Genomic DNA, 23368 nt, shown 5'->3' on the forward strand with positions numbered 1-23368 from the left:
GGCCACACGTGGGTGCCGGTCTTACCGAGACGCGCCCCTCACTCGCTGCCCGCCGACCCCTCTCGTGCGGTCGTGCGGCTCAGCAGCGCCACCGGGCGGTCCGCGAACAGATCGGCCACCGGCACCGGCCCGCCCCCGAACTCCCGTTCCGGGGCGAGGAGATCCGTCCACCGGCCCTCCGGCAGCGTGAGCTCCGTACCCGCCCAGCCACCCGCCTCCGTCAGTCGCAGCGACAGCCGGGTGACGGCCGTGACCACCTCGTCCGTGCGGCAGAACCCCACGCAGTGGCCGGCCGCGGGGCCGCTCGTGGTCAGCGGTGTGTACGTCCCCGACTCGCCGAAGACCTCCGGACGGTCACGGCGCACCCGCAGCGCCGCCCGCGTGACCGCCGTCTTCTCGTCCGACGGGCCGTGGTGGTGGAACGGCCCCCGGTTGTCCGGGTCCACCAGGGCCAAGTACTGGCGCTCCGTGCCCTGGTACAGGTCCGGCACGCCCGGCATCGTCAGCTGCACCAGCGTCGCGCCCAGGGCGTTGGCGCGTACATACGGATCAAGCTCGCGGTCGAAGAGCGCCACCGAGTACAGCGGCGCACCCGCCGGCCCCGCGTCCACGAAGGCCCTGACCGCCTGCTCGTACACCGGGTCCGGCTCTGTCCAGCTGGTGTGCAGCCCCGCCTCCCGTGCCGCCTTCAGCAGCGCCGTCTCCAGCCTTTCGTGGTACGGCATGCCGAACCCGACAGCGGTCTGCCAGGCCACCCACGCCAGGTGCGGGTCGGGCGCGCGGCCGCCCTCCAGACGCCCCGCCTCCTGCGTGATGCGGCGCAGGAAGTCGGCCCAGCGGTCGGGGCACTCGGACAGCACCGCGATCCTGGCCCGTACGTCCGCGCTGCGCTTGGTGTCGTGCGTGCTCAGCACGGTGCCGGTGGCAGGCCAGTCGCGCGCGAGCCGCGCGCAGTACGCATGGAAGCCCTCCGGATCCACGGCCGGCCGACCCGGGTCCCCGCCCACCTCGTTCGCCGAGATCAGCGGCGCGTAGCGGTAGAACGCCGTGTCCTCAACGGACTTGGCGCGCAGCGCGGACGACGTCTGGGCGAAGCGCGTCCGGAACGCGGCATGGTCAGGTCCCTCGCCTAGCCGCCCGAGCGCCAGGTCGCGCACGATGTCGACGGCCGAGGCCTCCTCGGCCACCGCGAAAGCCCCCTTCGCCGCGGCCGCCGCTTCCACCGGCAGCGCCTCCTCGCCGCCGACGCGGTACGGGCGGTAGACCGGCACCCGCACCAGCAGCTCCCGGACCGCCGCCCGCAGCGCCCATGGGGCATGGTCGCGCAGCGCCGGGTCCGCCGCGCAGATCCGGTCCGCGAGGTGGGTCAGCGTCGCGGTCTCGGCGGCCAGTTCATTTGTGACCACCTTGTAGGCGGCGCGGCGCGCCGTCGCCTCCCAGTAGCCGCCACGGTCACCCTCCAGGCCGGTGAACTCCCGGTACTGCACCGCGAGTTCGGCCGCGCCGGCCGGATCGGTGAAAAGCCCGTCGATGTGCCGCAGCGCGTCGTACCCCGTCGTACCCGCCACCGGCCAGCCGGCCGGCAGCCGTTCGTCCCCGGTGAGGATCTTCTCGACAACCGTCCAGCACGCCCCACCCGTCGCCTCGTGGAGCCGCCGCAGATACGCCTCGGGGTCGGCGAGCCCGTCCGGGTGGTCGATGCGCAGGCCGTCCACGATGCCGTCCCGCACCAGTTCGATGATCTTGCCGTGGGTGGCGTCGAAGACCTCCGGGTCCTCCACCCGTACCCCGATCAGCTCCGAAATGGTGAAGAACCGCCGGTAGTTGAGCTCGGTGCGGGCAAGCCGCCACCAGCCCAGCCGGTACCACTGCGCGTCCAGCAGTTCGGGCAGCGGCAGCTTCGCGGTGGACTCACGAAGCGGGAAGCTCTGCTCGCCGTAATGCAGTACGTCCCCCTCGACCCGCATCGCGCCCAGCTCGTCCCCGATCCGGCCCGCGAGCACCGGCAGAAGTACCTTCCCGCCGCCCGCCTCCCAGTCGATGTCGAACCAGCGGGCGTACGGCGACAGGGGGCCCTCGCGCAGCACCTCCCACAGGGCCCGGTTGTGGCGTGGCATCGCCGCCATATGGTTCGGGACGATGTCCAGGACGAGTCCGAGGCCGTGCTCGCGCGCCGTACGGGACAGGTCCCGCAGGCCCGTCTCGCCGCCGAGTTCCTCTCGCACCCGCGCCGGGTCGACGACGTCGTAGCCGTGAGTCGAACCGGGGACCGCCTCGAGCACTGGCGACAGATGCAGATGCGAGACACCGAGCCCGGCGAGGTACGGCACGGCTTCCGCGGCGGCCGAGAACGGGAAGTCCGGCTGGATCTGCAGCCGGTATGTGGCGGTGGGCGTCATGCGAACGTACGTACCCACCTTGAGCCCTTCTGTGTCATCGGCCCGTGCACCGATATCGGCCGATCGGGCTACATGCGCCCGATGCCCCGCCCGGTCCACACCTACCGCGGGGTCCCGGCTCCCACCGGCCCGGTGCTTCCCGCCGTCTTCTTCCCGGCCGGTCAACTTCCCGGGCCGGTCTGCTGCCCGCCGCGGTGTGCCGGTTCGGCAGCCGGCTCCGCGCCGACCACCCGACCGGCCCTATCCATGGCCTTCCCGACGGGCATCGTGGCGGTCTCCGGCGGCACTCGACGTCCAGTTCAGCCGGCCCGTGCCGCGCCGGCGGCTAAGCGGGCCGCCGCAGTACCGTCAGGCTCCGTCCGACCAGCCGCACCCGTTCCCCGGCCGCAACCTTCGGGCCCTGGCCCGGCGGGACCCCCTCCTTACGTGCCGTGTCCACGACCACCTGCCACTGCATCCCGTGGTTCACCGGCACCGCGAAGTCCAGATCCTCGGCGCTCGCGTTGAACATCAGCAGGAACGAGTCGTCGGCGATCCGCTCTCCCCGCGGCCCCGGCTCCGAGATCGCGTTGCCGTTCAGGAACACCGAAAGCGCCTTGGCGTGCGCCGCCTGCCAGTCCCGCTGGACCATCTCCTCGCCCTCGGGCGTGAACCACGCGATGTCGGACAGCTCGTCGTGCGTCCCCTCCACCGGCCGTCCGTGGAAGAACCTGCGCCGCCGGAACACCGGATGGTCCCGCCGTAGCCACACCATCGCCCGGGTGAAGGCCAGCAGGGTGCCGTCCTGGTCCGTGCCGGGCTCCGGCCAGCGCACCCAGGAAACCTCGCTGTCCTGGCAGTAGGCGTTGTTGTTGCCGCCCTGCGTACGCGCGAACTCGTCGCCGTGGCTGAGCATCGGCACACCCTGCGAGAGCATCAGGGTCGCGATGAAGTTGCGCATCTGCCGCTCGCGCAGATCGAGTACCCCGGGGTCGTCCGTCTCGCCCTCGGTCCCGCAGTTCCACGACCGGTTGTGAGACTCGCCGTCGCGGTTGCCCTCGTCGTTGGCCTCGTTGTGCTTGTCGTTGTACGAGACCAGATCGTGCAGGGTGAACCCGTCGTGGCAGGTGGTGAAGTTGATGGAGGCCAGCGGCCGTCGACCGTCGTCCTGGTAGAGATCGGACGAGCCGGTCAGCCGTGAGGCGAACTCCGCCAGTGTCCTCGGCTCGCCCCGCCACAGGTCCCGTACGCAGTCCCGGTACATGCCGTTCCACTCGGTCCACAGCGGCGGGAAGTTCCCCACCTGATAGCCGCCCTCGCCGACGTCCCACGGCTCGGCGATCAGCTTCACCTGACTGACCACCGGGTCCTGCTGCACCAGGTCGAAGAACGACGACAGCCGGTCCACCTCGTGGAACTGCCGGGCCAGCGTCGCCGCGAGGTCGAAGCGGAAGCCGTCGACATGCATCTCGGTCACCCAGTAGCGCAGCGAGTCCATGATCAGCTGCAGCACGTGGGGGCTGCGCATCAGCAGCGAATTCCCGGTCCCCGTGGTGTCGGTGTAGTAGCGCGGATCGTCGGACAGCCGGTAGTACGAGGCGTTGTCCAGGCCCCGGAAGGAGAGGGTGGGGCCGAGGTGATTGCCCTCCGCCGTGTGGTTGTAGACGACGTCGAGGATGACCTCGATGCCCGCCTGGTGCAGCGCCCGCACCGCCTGTTTGAACTCCAGCACCTGCTCGCCCCGGTCGCCCCAGGAGGCGTAGGCGTTGTGCGGCGCGAAGAACCCGATGGTGTTGTAGCCCCAGTAGTTGTTCAGCTTCGAGTCCACCAGCCGGTGGTCGTTGACGAACTGGTGAACCGGCATCAGTTCGAGCGTCGTGACGCCCAGTTCCGTCAGATGCGAGATCACCGCGGGATGCGCGAGCCCGGCGTACGTACCGCGCAGCTCCTGAGGCAGCTCCGGATGCAGCATCGTGAGCCCCTTCACATGGGCCTCGTAGATCACCGTCCGGTGGTAGTCGGTACGCGGCGGCCGGTCGTCGCCCCAGTCGAAGTACGGGTTGACCACGACCGATGTCATCGTGTGCGGCGCCGAGTCGAGGTCGTTGCGGGAGTCCGGCTTGCCGAAGTGGTAGCCGTACACGCTCTCGCCCCAGTCGATGCTGCCGCTGATCGCACGCGCGTACGGATCGAGGAGCAGCTTCGCGGAGTTGCAGCGCTGCCCATGCTCGGGCGTGTACGGACCGTGGACCCTGAATCCGTACCGCTGACCCGGCATCACACCCGGGAGATACGCGTGCCGTACGAAGGCGTCGGTCTCGCGGAGCTCCACCGCGGTCTCCGAGCCGTCGTCGTGCAAAAGGCACAGCTCAATGCGTCGGGCGGCTTCGGAGTACACCGCGAAGTTGGTGCCGGCGCCGTCGTACGTGGCACCGAGGGGATACGCCTGTCCCGGCCAGACCTGCATAGATATGACTCTTCCACTTCTGCTCCGGGTGCTGGGGGGCACTTGGCCCAGATCCTCCCCGAAAGTATCCCCGGTGAAGGGCCCAGACGATGGTGGACGACGCGGTCAACATCGGGTTCCTTATGTCGCCCCTGTACGCAACCGCTATGAATCCGCTCACTACGGCAGATCCCGCCTGGCAGAACGCCCGGATCTGACAAGGGAGTTGGGAAAGTACACTGCCGATCCGGCTGCACCGTGTCCCGCAGGCGGAGTAGTCTTCCTTGATCGTTGAAGGGGTTGGGAAGGCGGTGCGCGGGTGAGCTCGGGAGGGCTGGAGCTACCCCCCGGTGACGCAGGTCACGAGGGGGACTCCACCGACGTCCCGCCCGGTGCGGTCTCCCTCGCAAGACCGATGGAGATCGGGGCGGAACTGGACTGGGGCGCGGACGCCTGGAGCGAAGTGCGTACGCGCGCACAGCGTGCCGGGCGGGCCTACATCTGGCTGAACCTGGTGGAGCAGCGGCTGCGGGCCGTGGTGGCCGCAGTGCTGCGGCCCATCTACGAACCCGTGCACGGCGACGAGTGGGTGGTGGCCGCGGCGGGGCCGGCGGGGCAGGAGTGGGTGCAGCGCGCGGTCGCGGTGCGGGAGGTCTCCCGCCGCAAGGGTTATCTCCTCGATCCGGCGGACGACAATGTCCTGTCCTTCCTCACTCTTCCTCAGCTCCGCGAACTGATGGTCCAGCACTGGCCCTGCTTCGAGCCGTACTTCGACGACCGGCGCGAGGTCGAGCTGGCGCTGGACGAGCTGGAGGTCGCGCGCAACGTCGTCTCGCGCAACCGGGCACTGAACGAGGCGGTCCTCGCCCAGGCCGAGCGTGCCTCCGCCCGTCTGCTGGAGATACTCGACAGCGGCGCGGGTGTCCCTTCCGCCGACCGCCTGCCGGTCGACGCGGTCGAGGAACTGGTGGGCGACCGCTACGCCGACGTGGTCTCCATCCACACCGACCGGGTCCGGCTGCAACGCCAGCTCCCGGCCGAAGACCTCTTCGGCGGCGCGCGCCGGCTCGACGCGATCGGCATAGGCCTGAACCTCCTGGTCCAGAACTTCTCCGGACGCCGGCTGGTGCGGCTGGCCGAATCGGGCTGCCGGGTCCGTCTTGTCTTCCTGAATCCGGCGAGCAGTGCGGTCAAGCGCCGGGAGCGCGAACTGGGCCTCAAGAAGGGAGAGTTGAGCCGCACGGTGGAGATGAACATCCTCCATATGCGCCGCGTACGCTCCCGTCTGCGCGACCCGGGAGCCTTCGAGATCCAGGTCTTCGACGAGACCCCCCGCTTCACGGCGTACCTGGTGGACGGTGACGGGCCCGACGCGGTCGGGGTCGTCCAGCCCTATCTGCGGCGCGCACGCGGCATGGAGGCGCCCGTCCTGGTGCTGCGCGGCGGGGGCCGGGCTGTGGTCCGGGCGGGACAGGACAGCGAGCACGGTCTCTTCGAGACGTACCGCGAGGAGTTCGAGTCGGTCTGGACGGACTCCCGGCCCGTCTCCTGACGCTCCGCCCGTGTTGTCAGTGGTGCGTGCGAAGGTGGTCATCACTTGGGGGAACGCACCACAGAAAGGAGGTACGGGATGAGCTGGGTCAGCGGGCCGTTGATGGCGTTCGATCTGGAGACCACGGGGACGGATGTCGAGACCGACCGCATCGTGACGGCGGCGGTCGTCCGGCTGGAGGCGGACGGATCCGTGTCGGAGGAGCGGATCTGGCTGCTGAACCCCGGTGTGGCCATACCCGAGCAGGCATCGGCGATCCACGGCATCTCGACGGAACACGCCCGCGAGCACGGGGTGCCGGCCGCCTCCGCGATCGAGGAGATCACACGGGTTGTCGCGGACGGGCTGCGCTCAGGGACGCCACTGGTGGTGATGAACGCGCGCTACGACCTGTCCCTGCTCGACCGTGAGTGCCGGCGGTACGGGGTCGAGTCGGTCAGCGAGCGACTGGGCAACGCACCTTCGCCCGTCATCGATCCGCTGGTGATCGACAAGCACGTCGACAAGTACCGGAAGGGGAAGCGGGCCCTCTACGCGCTGTGTGCCCACTACGGGGTGTCGCTCGACGACGCGCACGACGCTAGGGCGGACGCCGTGGCCGCTGCCCGAGTGGTGCGACGTCTGGGGGAGGAGCACCAGCCCGTCGGAGTGATGCCGTTGGCGGACCTGCATGGTCTGCAGGTGCGCGCGGCAGCCGAGCAGTCGCTCTCCTTGCAGGCCTATCTGCGGCGCACCGCGGATCCGGCGGCGGTCGTCGAACCGGCCTGGCCACTCATTCCCCGGCTGCGGGAGCCCGCAGCCGGGAGAGACTGACCCGACGGCGCGGAGGCCCGGATGTCAGTTGGCGGCCGGGGAAGCTGTCTCGTCGGCCTTGATGTCGAAGTTGATCTTTTTTCTCGGCGGGTGCCGACGGGCCACTCAGAGCTTACCGAAGATCACTCCGCGCCAGGTCCAGCCCGATTCGAGGGCGGCGTTCCGCAGGGGGTTGGTCAGCTGCGCGCTGTCGAAGCTGAATGTCTCCGTCGCTTCGAGGCGGCCGTTCTCCCCCCGTTGGAGCGTCCACCGGCGGGAGACGGTCCTGCCCGCGCCGCGCGCGTACTCCGCCGAAGTCTGGAGCCGCGGAGGATTCCCGACGCGGGTGACCTCCCACTGCTCCTCGACGGCACGCACCTCAGGGACCTCCTCGACCAGGCGCATCCGGATCCGGAGGGCGTGCGTCAGTTGGGACCCGATAAAGAAGGTCTGCCAGGCGGGCTCGGCGATCCGCCACTCCGCCACCAGATCGGCGTCATGCGCTGCGCCGTCGCTGATGATGTACGGGACATCCGGCCGGTTGAGACTGAGCAGGGCTGTCCGCAATTCCTCGGCCGAGCGTGGCGCGACCCCGTCCTCGGGGCGCTTGGTTCCGGTCAGCATGTCGAAGAATCCCATGAGGTCACCCTATGAGGGGTCGGGTTGTGGAGTTGGCCTGGGTCCCGGCGGCGAGGTCTTGGTTCTGGAAGATGTTCTGCGTTCCGCTCAACGCGTTCCGCTCCTGCTGCAAGCGCGCCATCAGCCGGTTCGCCTGCCCCTGCCAGGCGACCAGCGCGTCCGAGACGCCCTGGTCCGATGCCCAGCCGGAGAGCCCTTTCAGCCCGGTGTCCTGCTTCAGCAGCGGGCTCGCAACGGGCGACGGGGTGACGAAGAGCGACGCCGCCGATCCACCACCGGTCACCATGCAACTGGCTGACTGAGTGTCAGGCATCTGATGCTCGGTCCAAGTACTTCGTCGCGCGCTGCTTGTCGCTCGCCGAGCTCGCGAGCGCCTGCTCGCCGCCTGCTCCGGTTCCCATGGGCAACCCCCGTTGCAGTCGAACCGTCCGGCCTCGCAGCCAAGAGGCGGAGTACGGAAGACTGTCCCGCACCCTATCGGGGTGAACTGCGGTGCGAGCAGGCGGCCCACCGCGTGTGTCCGGAGCGTCCGCGCGTCGGGAAGCGCTGGTCAGAACGGGTACCAGCGGACCTCGGGGTCGTTGTCGCGCAGCGACGCGACCCTCCGGCGGAACTCCGCGAGCGCCTTCGGGCCGGCCGGTGCGTGCTGCGCGACCCAGGCGCAGCTCGCCGTCTCCCGGGCGCCGCGCAGGACCGTACAGCCGTCCCACTCCCGGACGTCCCAGCCGTACGCCGCCGTGAACGCGTCGTACGCCTCGGCGGGCAGGCCGTACCGGTCGCGGGAGAGGGCCAGTACCACCAGGTCGTGCTCCCGCAGATCCGCGGAGAACGTCTCCAGGTCCATCAGGACCGGGCCGTCCGGGCCCACATGGACGTTGCGGGGGAGCGCGTCGCCGTGGATCGGGCCCGGGGGCAGGTGGGGGGTGAGCGCGTCCGCCGCCGCGGCGAAACCGTCGCGGCGCGCGCGCAAGTACGCCGCGTCCGCCGGGTCGATCGCGTCGCCCGCCAGCCGTAGCCAGCGCTCGACCCCGCCGAGCAACTCCCGCCGCGGCAGCGCGAACGGCGGCGAGGGCAGCGCATGGATCAGGCGCAGCAGCCGCGCCAGATCCGCGGGCCCCGCCGGACGCACCGCAGCCGACAGCCGGTGCCAGACCGTAACCGGATGGCCGTCCACCAGGCGGGCCTTCGGTTCGACGGGCCGGACCGCAGGCACGCCCGCCTCCGACAGCCACGCCCCGACGGCCAGTTCGCGTTCCGCCCGCGCAAGCAGCTCCGCGTCCCGGCCGACCTTGACGACCACATCGCCCGCCCCGAACACCGCGTTCTCGCCGAGCGCCAGCAGTTCCGCATCGGCGGGGAGCCCCGCGGCCGTCAGTACCTCGCGCGCCCGTGTCTCGTCCACGAGGACAAAGTCTCGCATCCGTGCAGGCCGCCTTGACGAACCGACGGACCGTCAGCACGATGACGGGGGCCGCCGGGGAGGCCGGACCAGGAGGAGCCGCCCGAAGGAGTCGATTCCGTGACACTGGCGAGCGCAGCGCCGCGGTCCGGAGAGCCGGGGCCCAGCAGGCCGCGGTCCGGCAGGCCACGGCCCGTCCGACACCTGGACCACGGGGCCTGGGTCCTCGTACTGCCTGCCCTCATACCGATCCTGGTGCTCAGCGTCGGGCCGCTGCTCTACGGCATCTCACTGGCCTTCACCGATTCCCAGGCGGGCCGCACCGAGCCCACCGAGTGGATCGGGACGCTCAACTTCCAGGACCTGGCGCACGACACACTGTTCTGGGACTCGTTCCGCATCGGCCTGCTCTGGGCTCTCGGGGTGACCGTCCCGCAGTTCGTGCTCGCCCTCGGCCTCGCCCTGCTGCTCAGCCAGAACCTCCGCTTCCGCTGGCTGGCGCGCGCCCTCGCGATCATTCCGTGGGCCATGCCCGAGGTCGTCGTCGGCATCATGTGGCGACTCGTATACAACCCCGACGCGGGCATCCTCAACGAGACCATCCGCGACCTGGGGCTCGGAGACGGCCGGGACTGGCTGACCGGCCTCGCCACAGCTCTGCCCGCCGTGATCGTCGTCGGCATCTGGGCCGGCATGCCGCAGACCACCGTCGCGCTCCTCGCCGGGCTCCAGAACACCCCGTACGAACTCCATGAGGCCGCGGCCCTCGACGGCGCGGGCGCCTGGCGCAGGTTCCGCACGGTCACCTGGCCCGCCATCAAGCCCGTCGCGCTCGCCATCACCGCGCTCAACTTCATCTGGAACTTCAACTCCTTCGCCCTGGTCTACGTGCTCACCAACGGCGGCCCCGGGGGACGCACCCGCCTCCCCATGCTCTTCGCCTACGAAGAGGCCTTCCGCTACGGCCAGTTCGGGTACGCCGCCGCGATGGGCTGCGTCATGGTCGCGGTGATCTCGGTGATGCTCGCCCTCTATCTCGTAGGACGGCTCAAGGGAGGCGATGAGAAGTGACGGCACTGCGCACCAGCCGGTCCGGCCGCGCCGGCCAGTACCTCGCGCTCCTCTGCTACCTCGTCTTCCTCGCGTTTCCCTTCCTGTGGTTGATATCCACCGCCTTCAAGCCGCCGCGCGAACTGGGCTCCCTGCACCCCACCTGGATCCCTGAGGACCCGACCCTCGACAACTTCCGGCAGGCATTCGACGAACAGCCGCTCCTCCACGCCGCCGTCAACAGCCTGATCGCGGCGCTCGCCGCAGCCCTGATCGCCGTCGTGATCGCCACGCCCATGGCGTACGTCATGGCCCGCCACCGCAACAAGCTCTCTGCCGCCGCCACCGGCTGGGTGGTGGTCAGCCAGGCGTTCCCGTTCGTGCTGGTGATCATTCCGCTGTTCCTGATCCTGAAGAACCTGCATCTGATCAACACCCTGTTGGGACTGATCCTGGTGTACGTCGTCTGGGCGCTGCCGTTCGCGCTCTGGATGCTGGTCGGATACGTACGGGCGGTGCCGCGCGAGCTCGAGGAGGCCGCGGCGGTCGACGGCGCGGGCAGGCTCCGCACGCTTGTCTCGGTCACCGCACCGCTGCTCGCGCCCGGCATCGTCGCCACCGCGCTGTTCGCCTTCATCACCGCATGGAATGAGTTCTTCTTCGCGCTTGTCCTGCTCAAGACACCGGAGAAACAGACCTTGCCGGTCGTCCTCACACACTTTCTCGGCGCGGAGGGCGTCGCCGACCTCGGCCCGCTCGCCGCGGCCGCGTTCCTCGCGACGATCCCCTCGCTCGTCATCTTCGCGATCATTCAGAAGCGGATCACCGGCGGGATGCTGGCAGGGGCGGTGAAGTCGTGATGCGCGTACGACTGCTGACGGCGGTCACCGCCGCGCTGGCGCTGCTGCTGAGCGGCTGCACGGACGGCGACGGCTCAGGCACCGACAGGAAGATCACGCTCCGCTTCCAGTCCCTGGCGTGGCAGAAGGAGTCCGTCGACGCCAACAAGGAGCTGGTGAAGGAGTGGAACGCGAGCCACCCCGACATCCAGGTCCAGTACGTCCAGGGCAGCTGGGACAGCGTCCATGACCAGCTGCTGACCTCCTTCGAGGGCGGCGAGGCGCCGGACATCATCCATGACGCCTCCGACGACCTCGCCGACTTCGCGTACGGCGGCTATCTGGCCGATCTGAGCGAGCTGCTGCCCGAGCGCCTCAAGTCCGACATCCCGCAGCGGAGTTGGGAGACGGCGTCCTTCGGCGGGGGGATCTACGGCGTGCCCTTTCTGCAGGAGCCGCGTGTTCTCATCGCCAACAAGAAGATCCTCGACTCCTCAGGGGTCCGTGTTCCGACGGCCGGGAAGCCGTGGAGTTGGGAGGAGTTCCGCCAGGTCACCAAGACGCTCACGGAGAAGATGGGGGAGGGAAAGTACGGTGTCGCCTGGCCGCTCAAGGAGCCGGTCTCCGTCACCCTCAACCTCGGTCTGTCGGCGGGTGGTCAGCTCTTCCACCGCGGCGACGACGGAAAGGTCACGATCAAGTTCACCGATGGTGACGGCGTGGTGCCCGGCACCGTCCACGATCAGGTCAACACCGACAAGAGCGCGTCGGGCAGCACCCTCGGCATGGGCGGTTCGGACACGCTGCCCGGCTTCTTCGGCGGTAAGTACGCGATGGTCCCGCTGGGCTTCTCGTACCGGCAGCAGATCGTGCAGCAGGCGCCCAAGGGCTTCGAGTGGACGGTGCTGCCCGCCCCGGCCGGACCCGAGGGCCCGGCCCAAGGAGTGAGCCCGCAGACTCTCTCCGTCGCCGAGGACTCTCCGTACAAGAAGGAGGCGGCGCAGTTCATCGACTTCATGCTCCAGCCGCGGAACATGGTGCGGCTGGCGAAGGGCGACTGGATGCTGCCGACCGGTACGCAGGCGCTGGCCGACCCGTTGCTGCACACCGAGAAGGACGGCTGGGCCACCGGCGCGGCGCTCGCGCGGGATCTGCGTTCCGCGCCCGCGCAGTCGGTTCGCGGCTATCCGGAGTGGAAGGACAAGGTGGCGACGCCGGCGCTGCAGGAGTACTACAGCGGGGCGATCGACGCCGATGAGCTGGAGAAACGGCTGGTGAGGGACGGGAATCTGGTGCTGGCGCGCTATCAGCGCTAGACGCCTGCGCCCGGAGTGGTGTCGGCGTGAGGCGGCTGCGCCGGGAGCGGTGTCGCGCGGGGCGGCTGTGCGGGGAGGGGTGTCAGCGTGAGGCGTTCGCGCCGTACTCCTTTGTCGGCGCGTGCCAGGGTGACCGCGAGGAACGGGGGGAGTGGCAGCGGCCGGCCGGTGCGGACAAGGTGCTGCTGGTCTCGCTCGGCTCGACCTTCACCAAGCAACCCGCCTTCTACCGCGAGTGCGTGAAGGCGTTCGGCGATCTGCCGGGCTGGCATGTGGTGCTGCAGGTCGGCCGGTACGTCGAGGAGTCGGAGCTGGGTGAGGTTCCGGCCAATGTCGAGGTGCACCGGTGGGTGCCGCAACTGGCGATCCTGCGCCAGGCGGACGCCGTCATCACCCATGCGGGCGCGGGCGGCAGCCAGGAGGGCCTGGCGACGGCCACCCCGATGGTCGCGGTCCCGCAGGCGGTCGACCAGTTCGGCAACGCCGACATGCTGGTCGGCCTGGGCGTGGCTCGCAGGCTCGACTCGGAGACGGCGACGGCGGATGAGTTGAGGGAGGCGGTGCTGGGGGTGACGAGCGATCCCGAAGTGGCCCGGAAACTCAGGGAGATCAGCGTCCAGATGGCGTCGGAGGGCGGCACGACGCGTGCGGCGGACCTGATCGACGCGGCGCTCGCGACCAGGCACGGCTGACGGTTGCGGTGACGTTGCCCTCGGCGCCGGGCGGGCTGTTCCTCCTGCTCGTCCTCGTTGTCCTCAGTCGCCGGACGGGCTCGAACTTGCCGCCCGGCTCCCGGAACCCGTCCGTCCGGAGCCAGGCCCGGTGCGCCTTCGGGGCGTGTCCTTCGTCGCCGGGCGGGCTTGAATGTGCCGCCCGGCCCCCGGATTTCAGCCGTTCTGAGCCCTCCAGGCGTGTCCTCAAGCGCCGGACGGGCTGAAATTCAGCCCGTCCGGCGCTTGAGGACTGGAGCCCCATGCCCGCCAGGGCCCCGTCCCCGTGCGTAACCGCTAGACCCGTACCGGATCCGGACGCCCGTCGTCGTGGCGCGGGGCCGCGACCGCCGCAGGCGCCGCCGGCTCGTCGTGCGTCAGATCCGGCAACCACCGCAGCCACTTCGGGAAGTACCAATTGCGCTCGCCCAGCAGCGCCATGATCGCCGGGAGCAGCACCCCGCGGATGATCGTCGCGTCGATCAGCACCGCCGCCGCAAGCCCCACGCCCATCTGCTTCATCGACTGCATCGACAGTGTGCCGAAGATCGAGAACACCGCCACCATGATGACCGCCGCGCTCGTCACCACACCAGCCGTCGTCACCACCCCGTGAGTGATCGCGTCCCGCGTGCCGCGCCCCTGCATCTTCGCCTCGCGGATCCGCGACACCACGAATACGTGGTAGTCCATCGAGAGCCCGAACAGGATCACGAACAGGAACAGCGGCAGCCAGGCAATGATCGCGCCCACGCCCTCCGCGCCGACCAGCGAGGCGCCCCAGCCGTGCTGGAAGACCGCCGTCAGGATGCCGTAAGCCGCTCCCACCGACAGCAGGTTGAGCACGATCGACGTGATCGCGATCGTCAGAGAGCGGAACGACAGCAGCATCAGTACGAAGGCGAACACCACCACGAAGGCGAAGACCGGCGCCACCGCCCCGGTGAGCTGGTCGTTGAAGTCCTTCGACCCCGCGACCTGACCGCTGATCGGCGCCTCAAGTCCGTCGACCTTGCCCAGGGTGGCCGGCCGGACCTCGTCGCGCAGGATGGCCAGGCTCTTCTCCGCCTTGTCCTGATCGGAGCCGCCCACCAGGGGGACGTATACGAAAGCGAGGTTCTGCGCGTCGTGCGTGACCACCTCGACCGGACCACGGGACGTGCCCGAACTCACCGCACGCTTGCGGAAGTCGGCGATCGCCTGCCGTACCGGCGCCGAGTTGATGTCGTCCGCCTTGACGACGACCTCCGCCGGATCCGCCCCGCCCGGGAAAGCCTCGTTGATCCGCTCGTACGTCGCCACGATCGGCACCGAGTCGCCGAACTCCTGGTCCAGCGTGAAGTTCTGGGTCTTCATGCCGACCGCGGGCAGCGCGATCGCCACCAGTGCGCCCGCCGCGACCAGCAGCGACACCAGGGGCCGCTTCAGTACGCCGCCGAGCACCCAGGTCCATACGCGGCTCTCGCCGCCGGTGCCGTCGGCGCCGCGCTTCAAGCGGTTGAGGAAGGGGATGCGGCCCTTCTCGACCCGGTCGCCGAGCAGCGAGAGGAGCGCGGGCAGCACCGTCACCGAGCCGACCATCGCCACGGCCACCACGATCAGCGAGGCCAGGCCCATTGACTCGAACTCGCCGATCCCGGTGAAGAGCATGCCGGCCATGGCCACGCACACCGTCACGCCGGAGACGACGACGGCCCGCCCGCTGGTCGCCGCGGCGATCTGCATCGCTGTCTGCCGGTCACGCCCCGCGGCCCGCTCCTCGCGCTCACGCCGCAGATAGAACAGGCAGTAGTCGACCCCGACCGCCAGACCCACCAGCAGCATCACCGAGTTTGCCGAGTCGCTCATCGGCTGGAAATGACTGACGACGCCCATCAGCCCCATCGTCGCCACGATCGCGGTGATCGCCAGAGCTACCGGCAGCAGCGCCGCCACCAGCGCGCCGAAGGCGATCAGCAAAATGCCGAGCGCTACCGGCACCGCCGAGAGCTCCGCCTGCTGGAAGTCGTCGCCGAAAGCGTCGTCGAAGGTCTTGTTCATGCTGGCGCTGCCGATCTCCTCGATCCGCAGCTCCTGGTGCGCGTCCTGGACCTTGGCAACGGCCTGCAGAACCGGCTCGATCCGGTCGCTCGCCGTTTCTGGATCACCGCGCACATCGAATTGGACGAGGGCACTGCGCCCGTCCTTGGAAATGCTCTCGGTGTCGTACGGAGAAGTCACCGTGGTTACTTCGCCGGTGCCGCCGACCGCCTTCATCACGGCGTCGACGGCCTTGCGGAACTCCGGGTCCGTCGCCTTCGCCGTGTCGTTCCTGGCCTGGACGAGCACGGTCTCGCCGGCCGGCTCCTCGACGCCCGCGTCCTCCGTGATCCGAGACGCCTGGGTCGTCTCGCCCTTCAACTGGTCGCTGTCCTTGAGCTCCACCGTGCCCGCGGCCGAACCGGCCACCATGGCGAGAAGGACGAACAACACCCAGATTCCAACGGCCGCCCAGCGGTGCTGCGCACTCCATCCGCCGGCCCGCGCGGCGATTCCGCGCGGCCTTCCTCCTGCGTTCCCCATGACAGCCCTGCCCCCTCCAGTGTGACGTCGGCGCGGCGCCGTCGTCCCCGCTTCGAAGCTATGGGCACGTTCAGGCCTTCTCCTCCTGCTCGCCGGTGACCCCGCGGGGCGGTTCCCTCCTCCTTTCGGATCGGTCGGATCCCCTACAAGAAGGATCGAAGTCCCTTACATCTAATGCGGGTTGGCGGTGAAGTCCGACTTGTGCGGCCCTGGCCGATTCATTATTACGAAACCTTGTTGTCTAAGTCACAGCTGTATGAAGGTCTTGATCTGAGCGCGTCAATCGGTCAGGGTTTCGAACCAGCCCCCGGAGAATTTCCCGCCGCGGGCGAATCCCCCCACAAATGTTGACGAGGAGCCCCCTCTTCATGGCAACTCACAAGCGCGCGAGCAGGATCAAGCTCACCGCGGCGATAACCGCCGTCGCTGCCGCAGCCGGAGTGACCGTACTCAGCACGTCCTTCGCCGGAGCGGCGACTCCTGCGCAGGGCACCATCTACGGCGCGAACGCCGAAGGTGCCGTCGCAGGCAGCTACATCGTCATGCTGGACGAGAAGGCCGACAAGCAGGACCTGGCCGAGGAGTACGGCGGCAAGCTGCAGCGCAACTACAGCTCCGCCATCAACGGCTTCTCCGCCAGCGGCCTTTCGGAGACCGAGGCCAAGCGCCTCGCCGCCGACCCGTCCGTCGACAAGGTCGTCCAGAACAAGAAGTTCTCGATCAACGCGACCCAGGACAACCCACCGTCCTGGGGTCTGGACCGGATCGACCAGGCCGACACCGCCGGCGACAAGAAGTACACCTACCCGGACAGCGCGGGCGAGGGTGTCACGGCGTACGTCATCGACACCGGAGTCCGCATCTCGCACAAGGACTTCGGGGGTCGCGCGGCCCACGGCTTCGACGCCGTCGACAACAACGACTCCGCCGACGACGGCAACGGCCACGGCACCCATGTCGCCGGCACCATCGCCGGCAGTGCCCACGGCGTCGCCAAGAAGGCCAAGGTCGTCGCCGTCCGCGTCCTCGACGACAACGGCTCCGGCACCACCGAGCAGGTCGTCGCGGGCATCGACTGGGTCACCAAGAACCACAAGGGCCCGTCCGTCGCCAACATGAGCCTCGGCGGCGGCGCCGACGAGGCGCTCGACGAGGCCGTCCGCAAGGCGATCGCCTCGGGCGTCACGTTCGCCGTCGCGGCCGGCAACGAGTCGGCCGACGCGAGCCAGGGCTCCCCGGCGCGCGTCAAGGAAGCCATCACCGTGGCCTCCTCCACCAAGGAGGACGCGCAGTCGGAGTTCTCCAACTTCGGCGCGGTCGTGGACATCTACGCCCCGGGCTCGGACATCACCTCGGCGTGGAACGACAGCGACGAGGGTACGAAGACCATCTCCGGCACCTCCATGGCGACCCCGCACGTGGTCGGCGCCGCGGCGGTCTACCTCGGCGCCCACCAGGACGCCACCCCGGAGCAGGTGGCCACGGCGCTGACCGGCGGCGCCACGGCCGACAAGATCAGCAACCCCAGCGCGGGCACGCCCAACAAGCTGCTGAAGGTCGTCGAATAACCGACGCTCTCCATCGCTGAACCGGCGGTCGCCGTGCCCTCCCCCACGGGGCGCGGCGGCCGTCCTATGGTGTGCCCATGACCACCAGGTATGCGGCGCTCCTGCGCGGAATCAATGTGGGCGGGCACAAGAAGGTGCCGATGGCCGAACTCCGCCAACTGCTCACGGATCTGGGCCACGGCGATGTCGCCACGTATCTGCAGAGCGGCAACGCCGCCTTCACCAGCGACTCGGACGACGAGAACGCCACCTGTGCTGCGCTGGAACGGGCCATCGAGCAGCGCTTCGGCTTCGGGGTCGACTGCCTGGTGCGCAGCGGCCCGTATCTGCGCGCGGTGGCCGAGGCGTGCCCCTTCCCCGCAGCCTCGCTGGAGGGCAAGCAACTGCACGCCATCTACCTCTCAAAACCGGTCGATCCCGAGCGGCTGGCGTCGATCGACGCGGCGGCGTATCTGCCGGACGAGTTCCGGTTCGGTGACCGGGTGCTGTATCTGTACGTGCCGAACGGCCTCGGCCGCTCCAAACTCGCCGAAGCGCTCGGAAAGCCGAGCTTGTTCAAGGGCATCGTCACCACCAGCCGCAACTGGAACACCGTCGTCAAACTGGTGGAGCTGACGCGAGAGTGACGGTCTTCGCCGGAGCGGCTCGCTGAGCTGCTTCACCTTCGGATCAGCGAAGCCCGCTCACCGAAGTGCGATCACCGAAGTCCGCTCACCGAAGGGCGGCCAGATCCTCCGCCGAGAGCCTGATCGCGGCCGCGTCCAGGTTCTCCTGAAGATGCGCGAGCGAGCCGGTGCCCGGCGTCGGGCACAGCACCGGGGAACGGTGCAGCAGCCAGGCCAGTGCGATCTGCCCCCTGCTCGCGCCATGCCGAGCGGCGACCGCGTCGAGCGCCGCCGCGGCCTCGCCCGTCAGCGCCCCGTTGGCGAGCGGAAACCACGGCAGGAAAGCCAGGCCGTGCGCCTCGCACACCTCGAGCACCGCCTCCGACTCGCGGCCGATCAGGTTGAAGCGGTTTTGCACCGAGGCGATCGAGCCGGTCCCGGCGAGGCCCAGTGCCTTCTTCAGCTGCTCGACGGTCACCGTGTCCAGGCCGATGTGCCGGATCTTGCCCTCGCGCCTCAACTCGCCCAGCGCGCCGAGCTGTTCCGCAAGCTGCACCTCGGGATCCAGCCGGTGCAGCTGATACAGGTCGATCCTGTCCGTACGCAGCCGGCGCAGACTCGCCTCGCACATCGCGCGCAGTTGCTCGGGCCGGCCCGCGACATGCCAGGCGCTGTCGCTCGTACGCACCACCCCGCCCTTCGTCGCGACGACCAGGTCGGCGGGGTACGGGTGCAGCGCCTCGGCGACCAGCTCCTCCGCGAGACCCGGGCCGTAGTTGTCGGCGGTGTCGATCAGCGTGACGCCCCGCTCGACCGCCCGCCGGATCACCGCGACGGCGTCCGCACGCTCACCGCGCGGCCCCCAGTACCCCCGGCCGGCGAGCTGTGCGGTGCCGTAGCCGAGGCGGCGTACGGTCAGCTCCCCGCCGAGCCGGAAAGTCTCCGAGGCCATGGCTGGAACGTATCCGACTGTGCCGGCCTCGTGTCCATGCGCTACATCATCACGGGGCAGGGCGATGTGCGGCACCGTCGGCGGGCGACTGGCCGAGGCAGGGTGGGGGGTGTGGAGTCCCTCACACGGTGCCGATCATTTGGCTTCTTTTGCCCGGTATGGGAATTTCATGACTTCAATGGGTCGACGGTCTGTTTCATGCGGTGACGGCCTCTTTGAGCTGACGCTTCCTCGGTTCGAATGCCCTTGATAGACACGAAGGGTTCGGCGACCGTCCCGGCGAGAGAAGCACCGCATGATCCACGACCCCACTCCGGATCACCACGAGTTCGAGATCGACCTGGCGCGCGACGAGGTCAGGCGGCGCGCCGCGGTGCTCGAGGCTGTCGGAGACGACTGGGACCCGGTGGCCGTGCTCGAGGGTGAGCAGGAGGCGTACCACCTGCTGTACTCGAATCTGGACGCCCAGCAGCAGGAGACCTACGACCGGCTCGTGGCGGCCGGTGTCCTGCCCGGACGGGAGGGCGAGGGCCATGCTGCCGATTGATCCATCGGCCGATGCCGGGCGCCGGGCCTGGGTGCCGTGTCCGGGGTGCGCCGATCACCGGGACTGCGCTGTCTGCCTGGCAGGGCGCACCTGCCGTGACCACTGGCGCTATCTGCTCTCCAATGTGGGCAGCTTGCTGCATCTGCAGTGTTCCAACTGCGCGCACCTGTGGGCCCATGAGACCGGTTTCGGTGCCGGATCGCGGGGCGCGCGCCCCGCGTAGGGCATTCGGCGGCAACCGGTTCGCGGCTGCGCCCGGGCCGCTGATCTGCCGTCAGGCAGTGGCCGCGACCAGCCGCCCGATCCGCGCCTGGTGGTAGCGCTCCAGCAGCAGCCGCGCCAACTCCGGTGCCGGGCCCAGAACATCGGCCAGCACGTCCGCCTCGCGCGCGCCCGCGGCGATACGGTCCGGGAGGCGGCCGGGAGCGATGACATACGGAGCCACCGCCACCCGGCGGACGCCCCCGGCCCGCAGGTCCCGCACCGCGTCCTCGGTGCGGGGAAGGGAAGCGGAGGCGAACGCAGGCCGCACGGCGCACCAACCGGTGTGCCGCAGCTCCCGCGCGATTTCAGCGATCACTGCGATCGCCTCCGGGTCTGTGGAGCCCGCCGAGGCCAGCACCAGGCCGGTCGAGCCCTTCCGGGAAGGGTCGAGCCCCGCCTCGTACAGCCGTCGCTCCAGGGCGGACAGCAGCAGCGGCGACGGGCCGAGGACCTCCGCCTGGCGGATGCGCAGGCGCGGCAGGCGCGCCGACGCCTCGTGCAGTACGGCGGGGATGTCGGCCTTGGCGTGGAAGGCGCGGGTCAGCAGCAGCGGCAGCGCGACCACATCCTCGACGCCCTCGGCGGCCAGCCGCTCCAGCACGCGTGGCACGGCAGGGGCGTTGAAGTCCAGGAAGCCCGTCTCCACGCGCAGCCCCGGCCGCAGCGACCTGGCCCGCTCCACCAGGGCGTGCACGGTCGCGGCATGCCGCGGGTCGCGGCTGCCGTGGGCGATGACGAGGAGGACCGGGCTGCGCATGACGTAATCAGCTCTTGACGAGGAGACCGCGGCTGCGCAGCACCCGCCGCTCCAGCGGACTGAAGATCAGCAGGTCGATGGCGATGCCGACGATCAGGATGAGGATGATGGCGAGGAGCACGCCGGGCATGTCGGCGTTGTTGCGCCCGTTCTCCAGCAACTGGCCGAGTCCCAGGCCCAGCTCGGGCGAGGAGGCGATGATCTCGGCGGCCATCAGGGAGCGCCACGAGAATGCCCAGCCCTGCTTCAGGCCCGCCAGATAGCCGGGCAGCGCGGCCGGCATGACCACATGCCAGATGCCCCGGAACCCGGTGGCGCCCAGAGTCCGGCCCGCCCGCAGGAACAGCGGCGGCACCTGGTCCACTCCGGAGACCAGCCCGTTGGCGATCGAGGGGACCGCGCCGAGCAGGATCACGGCGTACATCATCGAGTCGTTGAGGCCGAGCCAGATCACCGCCGGAGCCACCCAGGCGACCGAGGGCAGCGCCTGGAGGCCGGAGAGGATCGGTCCGATCGCCGCACGGACGAACTTCACCCGGGCGACGATCAGCCCGAGCGGGGTGCCGATGGCGAGTGCCAGCAAGAAGCCCAGCAGGCCACGCGAGACGCTGGTCCAGACGACATCGAGCAGCGTGCCCTGCACCCACTGCTCGGCCGCGCTGTCCCACACCGCGGACGGGGCGGGCAGCTTGTAGTCCTCGGTGACCTTCGCCTGGACCAGCAGCTGCCAGACGACCAGCACGAGGGCCACGGCCAGGACGGGCGGCAGCACCTTCTGCAGCAGCACCTGGCGCAACGGGGTGCGATTGACCTGTACGGCGTCCAGCGCGTCCAGGCCGGCTTCGAGGCCGGCGAGGTCGTCGGCCTTCGTGCCTGCCTTCGCGACGTCGTCGCGAACCTCAGTGCTGGCCATGTCGGCGGATCTCCCCACGCAGTTGTTCGGTGATCTCGACGGACAGCTCCGCGACCTCGGCGTCCTCGATACGGCGCGGCTGCGGGATGTCCACGGTCCACTCGTGCGCGATCCGGCCGGGCCGGGAGGACAGCAGCACCACACGCTGGGCGAGCCGAACGGCCTCGCGGACGTTGTGGGTGACGAACAGGACCGAGACGTTCGTCTCGCGCCAGATCCGCGTCAGCTCGTCGTGCAGGACGTCACGGGTGATGGCGTCGAGCGCGGCGAACGGCTCGTCCATCAGCAGCAGTTCGCTGTCCTGGGCCAGCGCACGGGCCAGCGCCACGCGCTGGCGCATGCCGCCGGAGAGCTCATGCACCCGCTTGCCGTACGCGCCCTGGAGCCGCACCAGCTCAAGCAGCCGCTCCGCTTCCGCCCGCCGCTCGGACTTGGCGACGCCGCGCAGCCTCAGCGCCAGTTCGATGTTCTTGCCCGCGGTCAGCCACGGGAAGAGGGCGTGCTCCTGGAACATCAGGGCGGGCCGTCCGCCCGGGGTCGCGATGGACCCCGCGGTCGGGCGGTCGAGCCCTGCGACCAGGTTGAGCAGGGTGGACTTGCCGCACCCCGACGCTCCCAGGAGGGTGACGAACTCGCCCGGCGCGACATCAAGGGTGATGTCGTCCAGCACAAGCTGCTGCCCGGACGGACCGCCGAAGGACTTCGAGACGTGCTCGATACGGGCGGCGTGCGTCACCGTGGCACGGTCGTCGGCCTGGGACTTTTCCTTGGTGAGGGTGGAAGTCATGGTCGTCACCTCCTGGGAACGTTGGGGTTCGCTGGTTACTTGACGCCGAGACCGGCGTCGGCGACCTCGGGCTGCCCTTCGGCCCCCAGGACCTTGTTGAGGAGCGTCAGGTCGTAGATCCCGTTCAGGTCGGGCTTCTTCAGCAGACCGGACGCGACCGAGTGCTGCGCCTGCGTGTTCAGCGTGGCGGCCAGCGGGTCATTGGTGATCTGGATGCTCGGCCAGGCCAGGTCGATGACCTTGGCGGGGAGCTCCTTGCCGGTCTCTTCCTTGAGGGCGGCATTGGCCGAGGCCTTCGCCTTGTCCGGGTTGGCGTTGATCCATTCGTTGGTTTTCACGGTGCCGCGCAGTACGGCCTCGACAACGTCCGGGTGCTCCTTGAGGAAGCTCTGCTTCACGATGATGTTCGTGATCACGAACTTCTTGTCGGGCCACAGGGTGGACTCGTCGAGCAGCACCTTCGCGCCCTCGGAGACCAGCTTGGACGCGGTCGGCTCCGGCACCCAGGCGCCGTCGATCGCACCGGACTTGTAGGCGTCCGGGGTGACCTTGTTGTCCGTACGGACCACCGAGACGTCGCCCTTGCCGCTCTGGGCGTCGACCTTCCAGCCCTTCTCGGAGATCCAGTTGAGGAAGGCGACGTCCTGGGTGTTGCCCAGCTGCGGGGTGGCGATCTTCTTGCCCTTGACGTCGTCCAGGGTCTTGATCTTGTCCGGGTTGACGACGAGCTTCACGCCACCCGATGCGGAGCCGGAGATGATCCGCAGGTTCTGGCCCTTGGCCTTCGTGTAACCGTTGATGGAGGGGGAGGGGCCGATGAAGCCGATGTCGATGCTGCCGCCGTTGAGGGCCTCGATCTCGGACGGACCGGCGTTGAATGCCTGGGGGGCCACCCTGGTGCCGCCCAGCTCCTTCGCGATGAGCCCCTCCTGCAGGCCCACCAGAGCGGTGGCGTGCGTGAGGTTGGGGAAGTAGCCGATCTTCACGGTGTCGGCGGAGAGCTTCTTGCCGCCGGCGGCGACCTTGGCCTTCTCGCCGTCGTCCTTCTTGGCCTCGGAGCCGTAGCCGCACGAGGCGAGCGCGCCGATCAGCAGTGGCAGAGCGGTGGCCGCGACGAGGCTGCGGCGCAGTTTGGTACGGGTGGCAGGCACGGGAGGGTTTCCTCTCGGAGGCCCGGTGCTCAGTTCCCTCGGGAACCTGGTGATGCAGCCGGGAAGTCGGCAGGTCTTCGTCTGAGCGGGGTGCGGGGGGTGCGGGCGCGCCGGCAGTGCGCGTACGTCATCGCGCACATC

At 69.5% G+C, this 23368-nt stretch carries 20 protein-coding genes and 1 pseudogene; 10 read left to right on the forward strand and 11 right to left on the reverse strand.

What is annotated here, in order from left to right:
• Positions 1–38: 38 nt before the first annotated feature.
• Entirely contained in the window at positions 39–2399 is a 2361-nt protein-coding gene (treY, locus tag J7E87_RS06655; protein WP_215090897.1) for a malto-oligosyltrehalose synthase, read from the reverse strand.
• Positions 2400–2724: 325 nt separating this feature from the next.
• A complete protein-coding gene (gene glgX, locus J7E87_RS06660) occupies positions 2725–4845 on the reverse strand; it encodes a glycogen debranching protein GlgX (protein WP_215090899.1) in 2121 nt (706 codons plus the stop codon).
• Between the two features lie 298 nt (positions 4846–5143).
• Here glgX and J7E87_RS06665 point away from each other — a divergent pair, with 298 nt between their 5' ends.
• Positions 5144–6376 carry an SAV2148 family HEPN domain-containing protein gene (locus tag J7E87_RS06665; RefSeq protein WP_215090901.1) on the forward strand — a complete coding sequence of 411 codons (1233 nt, stop codon included), beginning with the start codon at positions 5144–5146 and terminating at the stop codon, positions 6374–6376.
• A 78-nt stretch (positions 6377–6454) separates the two neighbouring features.
• Positions 6455–7189, forward strand: a complete 735-nt coding sequence (locus J7E87_RS06670; RefSeq protein ID WP_215090903.1) for a 3'-5' exonuclease — start codon at positions 6455–6457, stop codon at positions 7187–7189.
• Positions 7190–7294: 105 nt separating this feature from the next.
• Here J7E87_RS06670 and J7E87_RS06675 read toward each other — a convergent pair whose 3' ends face one another.
• The 3 genes from J7E87_RS06675 to J7E87_RS06685 all read right to left on the reverse strand — a co-directional run bounded on the left by J7E87_RS06675 (position 7295) and on the right by J7E87_RS06685 (position 9209).
• Positions 7295–7807: a hypothetical protein gene (locus J7E87_RS06675; protein WP_175260724.1), complete on the reverse strand. Its 513-nt coding sequence runs from the start codon at positions 7805–7807 to the stop codon at positions 7295–7297.
• A gap of 4 nt (positions 7808–7811) precedes the next feature.
• Entirely contained in the window at positions 7812–8120 is a 309-nt protein-coding gene (locus J7E87_RS06680; protein ID WP_251017021.1) for a hypothetical protein, read from the reverse strand.
• Positions 8121–8357: 237 nt separating this feature from the next.
• On the reverse strand, positions 8358–9209 hold the full coding sequence (locus J7E87_RS06685; protein ID WP_215091283.1) for a phosphotransferase enzyme family protein: 852 nt from the start codon (positions 9207–9209) through the stop codon (positions 8358–8360).
• Positions 9210–9326: 117 nt separating this feature from the next.
• Here J7E87_RS06685 and J7E87_RS06690 point away from each other — a divergent pair, with 117 nt between their 5' ends.
• From J7E87_RS06690 to J7E87_RS06705, 4 genes and pseudogenes are all read left to right on the forward strand, one after another.
• Positions 9327–10277, forward strand: a complete 951-nt coding sequence (locus J7E87_RS06690; protein WP_374195144.1) for a carbohydrate ABC transporter permease — start codon at positions 9327–9329, stop codon at positions 10275–10277.
• On the forward strand, positions 10274–11116 hold the full coding sequence (locus J7E87_RS06695) for a carbohydrate ABC transporter permease (RefSeq protein WP_215090905.1): 843 nt from the start codon (positions 10274–10276) through the stop codon (positions 11114–11116). The genes J7E87_RS06690 and J7E87_RS06695 overlap by 4 nt, the downstream gene beginning before the upstream one ends.
• Positions 11116–12411, forward strand: coding sequence for an ABC transporter substrate-binding protein (locus J7E87_RS06700; RefSeq protein ID WP_215090907.1), 1296 nt, complete (start codon positions 11116–11118; stop codon positions 12409–12411). Before J7E87_RS06695 ends, J7E87_RS06700 begins: the two co-directional genes overlap by 1 nt.
• 104 nt (positions 12412–12515) lie before the next feature.
• Positions 12516–13103 (forward strand): annotated as a pseudogene (locus J7E87_RS06705) (nucleotide disphospho-sugar-binding domain-containing protein); the annotation flags it as partial.
• A gap of 315 nt (positions 13104–13418) precedes the next feature.
• On the opposite strand, the gene J7E87_RS06710 reads toward J7E87_RS06705, so the two are convergent.
• On the reverse strand, positions 13419–15683 hold the full coding sequence (locus tag J7E87_RS06710; protein ID WP_215090911.1) for an MMPL family transporter: 2265 nt from the start codon (positions 15681–15683) through the stop codon (positions 13419–13421).
• A gap of 368 nt (positions 15684–16051) precedes the next feature.
• On the opposite strand from J7E87_RS06710, the gene J7E87_RS06715 reads away from it, so the two are divergent.
• Entirely contained in the window at positions 16052–17251 is a 1200-nt protein-coding gene (locus J7E87_RS06715; protein WP_215090913.1) for a S8 family peptidase, read from the forward strand.
• A 77-nt stretch (positions 17252–17328) separates the two neighbouring features.
• Complete coding sequence (locus J7E87_RS06720; RefSeq protein WP_215090915.1) at positions 17329–17877, forward strand: DUF1697 domain-containing protein; 549 nt, start codon at positions 17329–17331, stop codon at positions 17875–17877.
• An 85-nt stretch (positions 17878–17962) separates the two neighbouring features.
• Here the strand turns inward: J7E87_RS06720 and J7E87_RS06725 are convergent, their stop codons facing one another.
• Positions 17963–18808: an aldo/keto reductase gene (locus J7E87_RS06725; protein WP_215090917.1), complete on the reverse strand. Its 846-nt coding sequence runs from the start codon at positions 18806–18808 to the stop codon at positions 17963–17965.
• 295 nt (positions 18809–19103) lie between these two features.
• Between J7E87_RS06725 and J7E87_RS06730 the strand changes: the two genes are divergently transcribed.
• Positions 19104–19355, forward strand: a complete 252-nt coding sequence (locus J7E87_RS06730; RefSeq protein WP_215090918.1) for a DUF6400 family protein — start codon at positions 19104–19106, stop codon at positions 19353–19355.
• A complete protein-coding gene (locus J7E87_RS34885) occupies positions 19342–19578 on the forward strand; it encodes a hypothetical protein (RefSeq protein WP_251017023.1) in 237 nt (78 codons plus the stop codon). The genes J7E87_RS06730 and J7E87_RS34885 overlap by 14 nt, the downstream gene beginning before the upstream one ends.
• Before the next feature lie 51 nt (positions 19579–19629).
• Here J7E87_RS34885 and J7E87_RS06735 read toward each other — a convergent pair whose 3' ends face one another.
• The 4 genes from J7E87_RS06735 to J7E87_RS06750 are packed head-to-tail and all read right to left on the reverse strand — an operon-like array spanning position 19630 to position 23227.
• Positions 19630–20376: a sirohydrochlorin chelatase gene (locus tag J7E87_RS06735; protein ID WP_215090920.1), complete on the reverse strand. Its 747-nt coding sequence runs from the start codon at positions 20374–20376 to the stop codon at positions 19630–19632.
• 7 nt (positions 20377–20383) lie between these two features.
• Entirely contained in the window at positions 20384–21289 is a 906-nt protein-coding gene (locus tag J7E87_RS06740) for an ABC transporter permease (RefSeq protein WP_215090922.1), read from the reverse strand.
• Positions 21276–22076: an ABC transporter ATP-binding protein gene (locus J7E87_RS06745; protein WP_215090924.1), complete on the reverse strand. Its 801-nt coding sequence runs from the start codon at positions 22074–22076 to the stop codon at positions 21276–21278. Before J7E87_RS06745 ends, J7E87_RS06740 begins: the two co-directional genes overlap by 14 nt.
• A 35-nt stretch (positions 22077–22111) precedes the next feature.
• Positions 22112–23227, reverse strand: coding sequence for an aliphatic sulfonate ABC transporter substrate-binding protein (locus J7E87_RS06750; RefSeq protein WP_215090926.1), 1116 nt, complete (start codon positions 23225–23227; stop codon positions 22112–22114).
• Positions 23228–23368: the final 141 nt, after the last annotated feature.

The sequence above is a fragment of the Streptomyces sp. ISL-1 genome (genome assembly GCF_018614585.1).
Lineage (GTDB): Bacteria > Actinomycetota > Actinomycetes > Streptomycetales > Streptomycetaceae > Streptomyces > Streptomyces maoxianensis.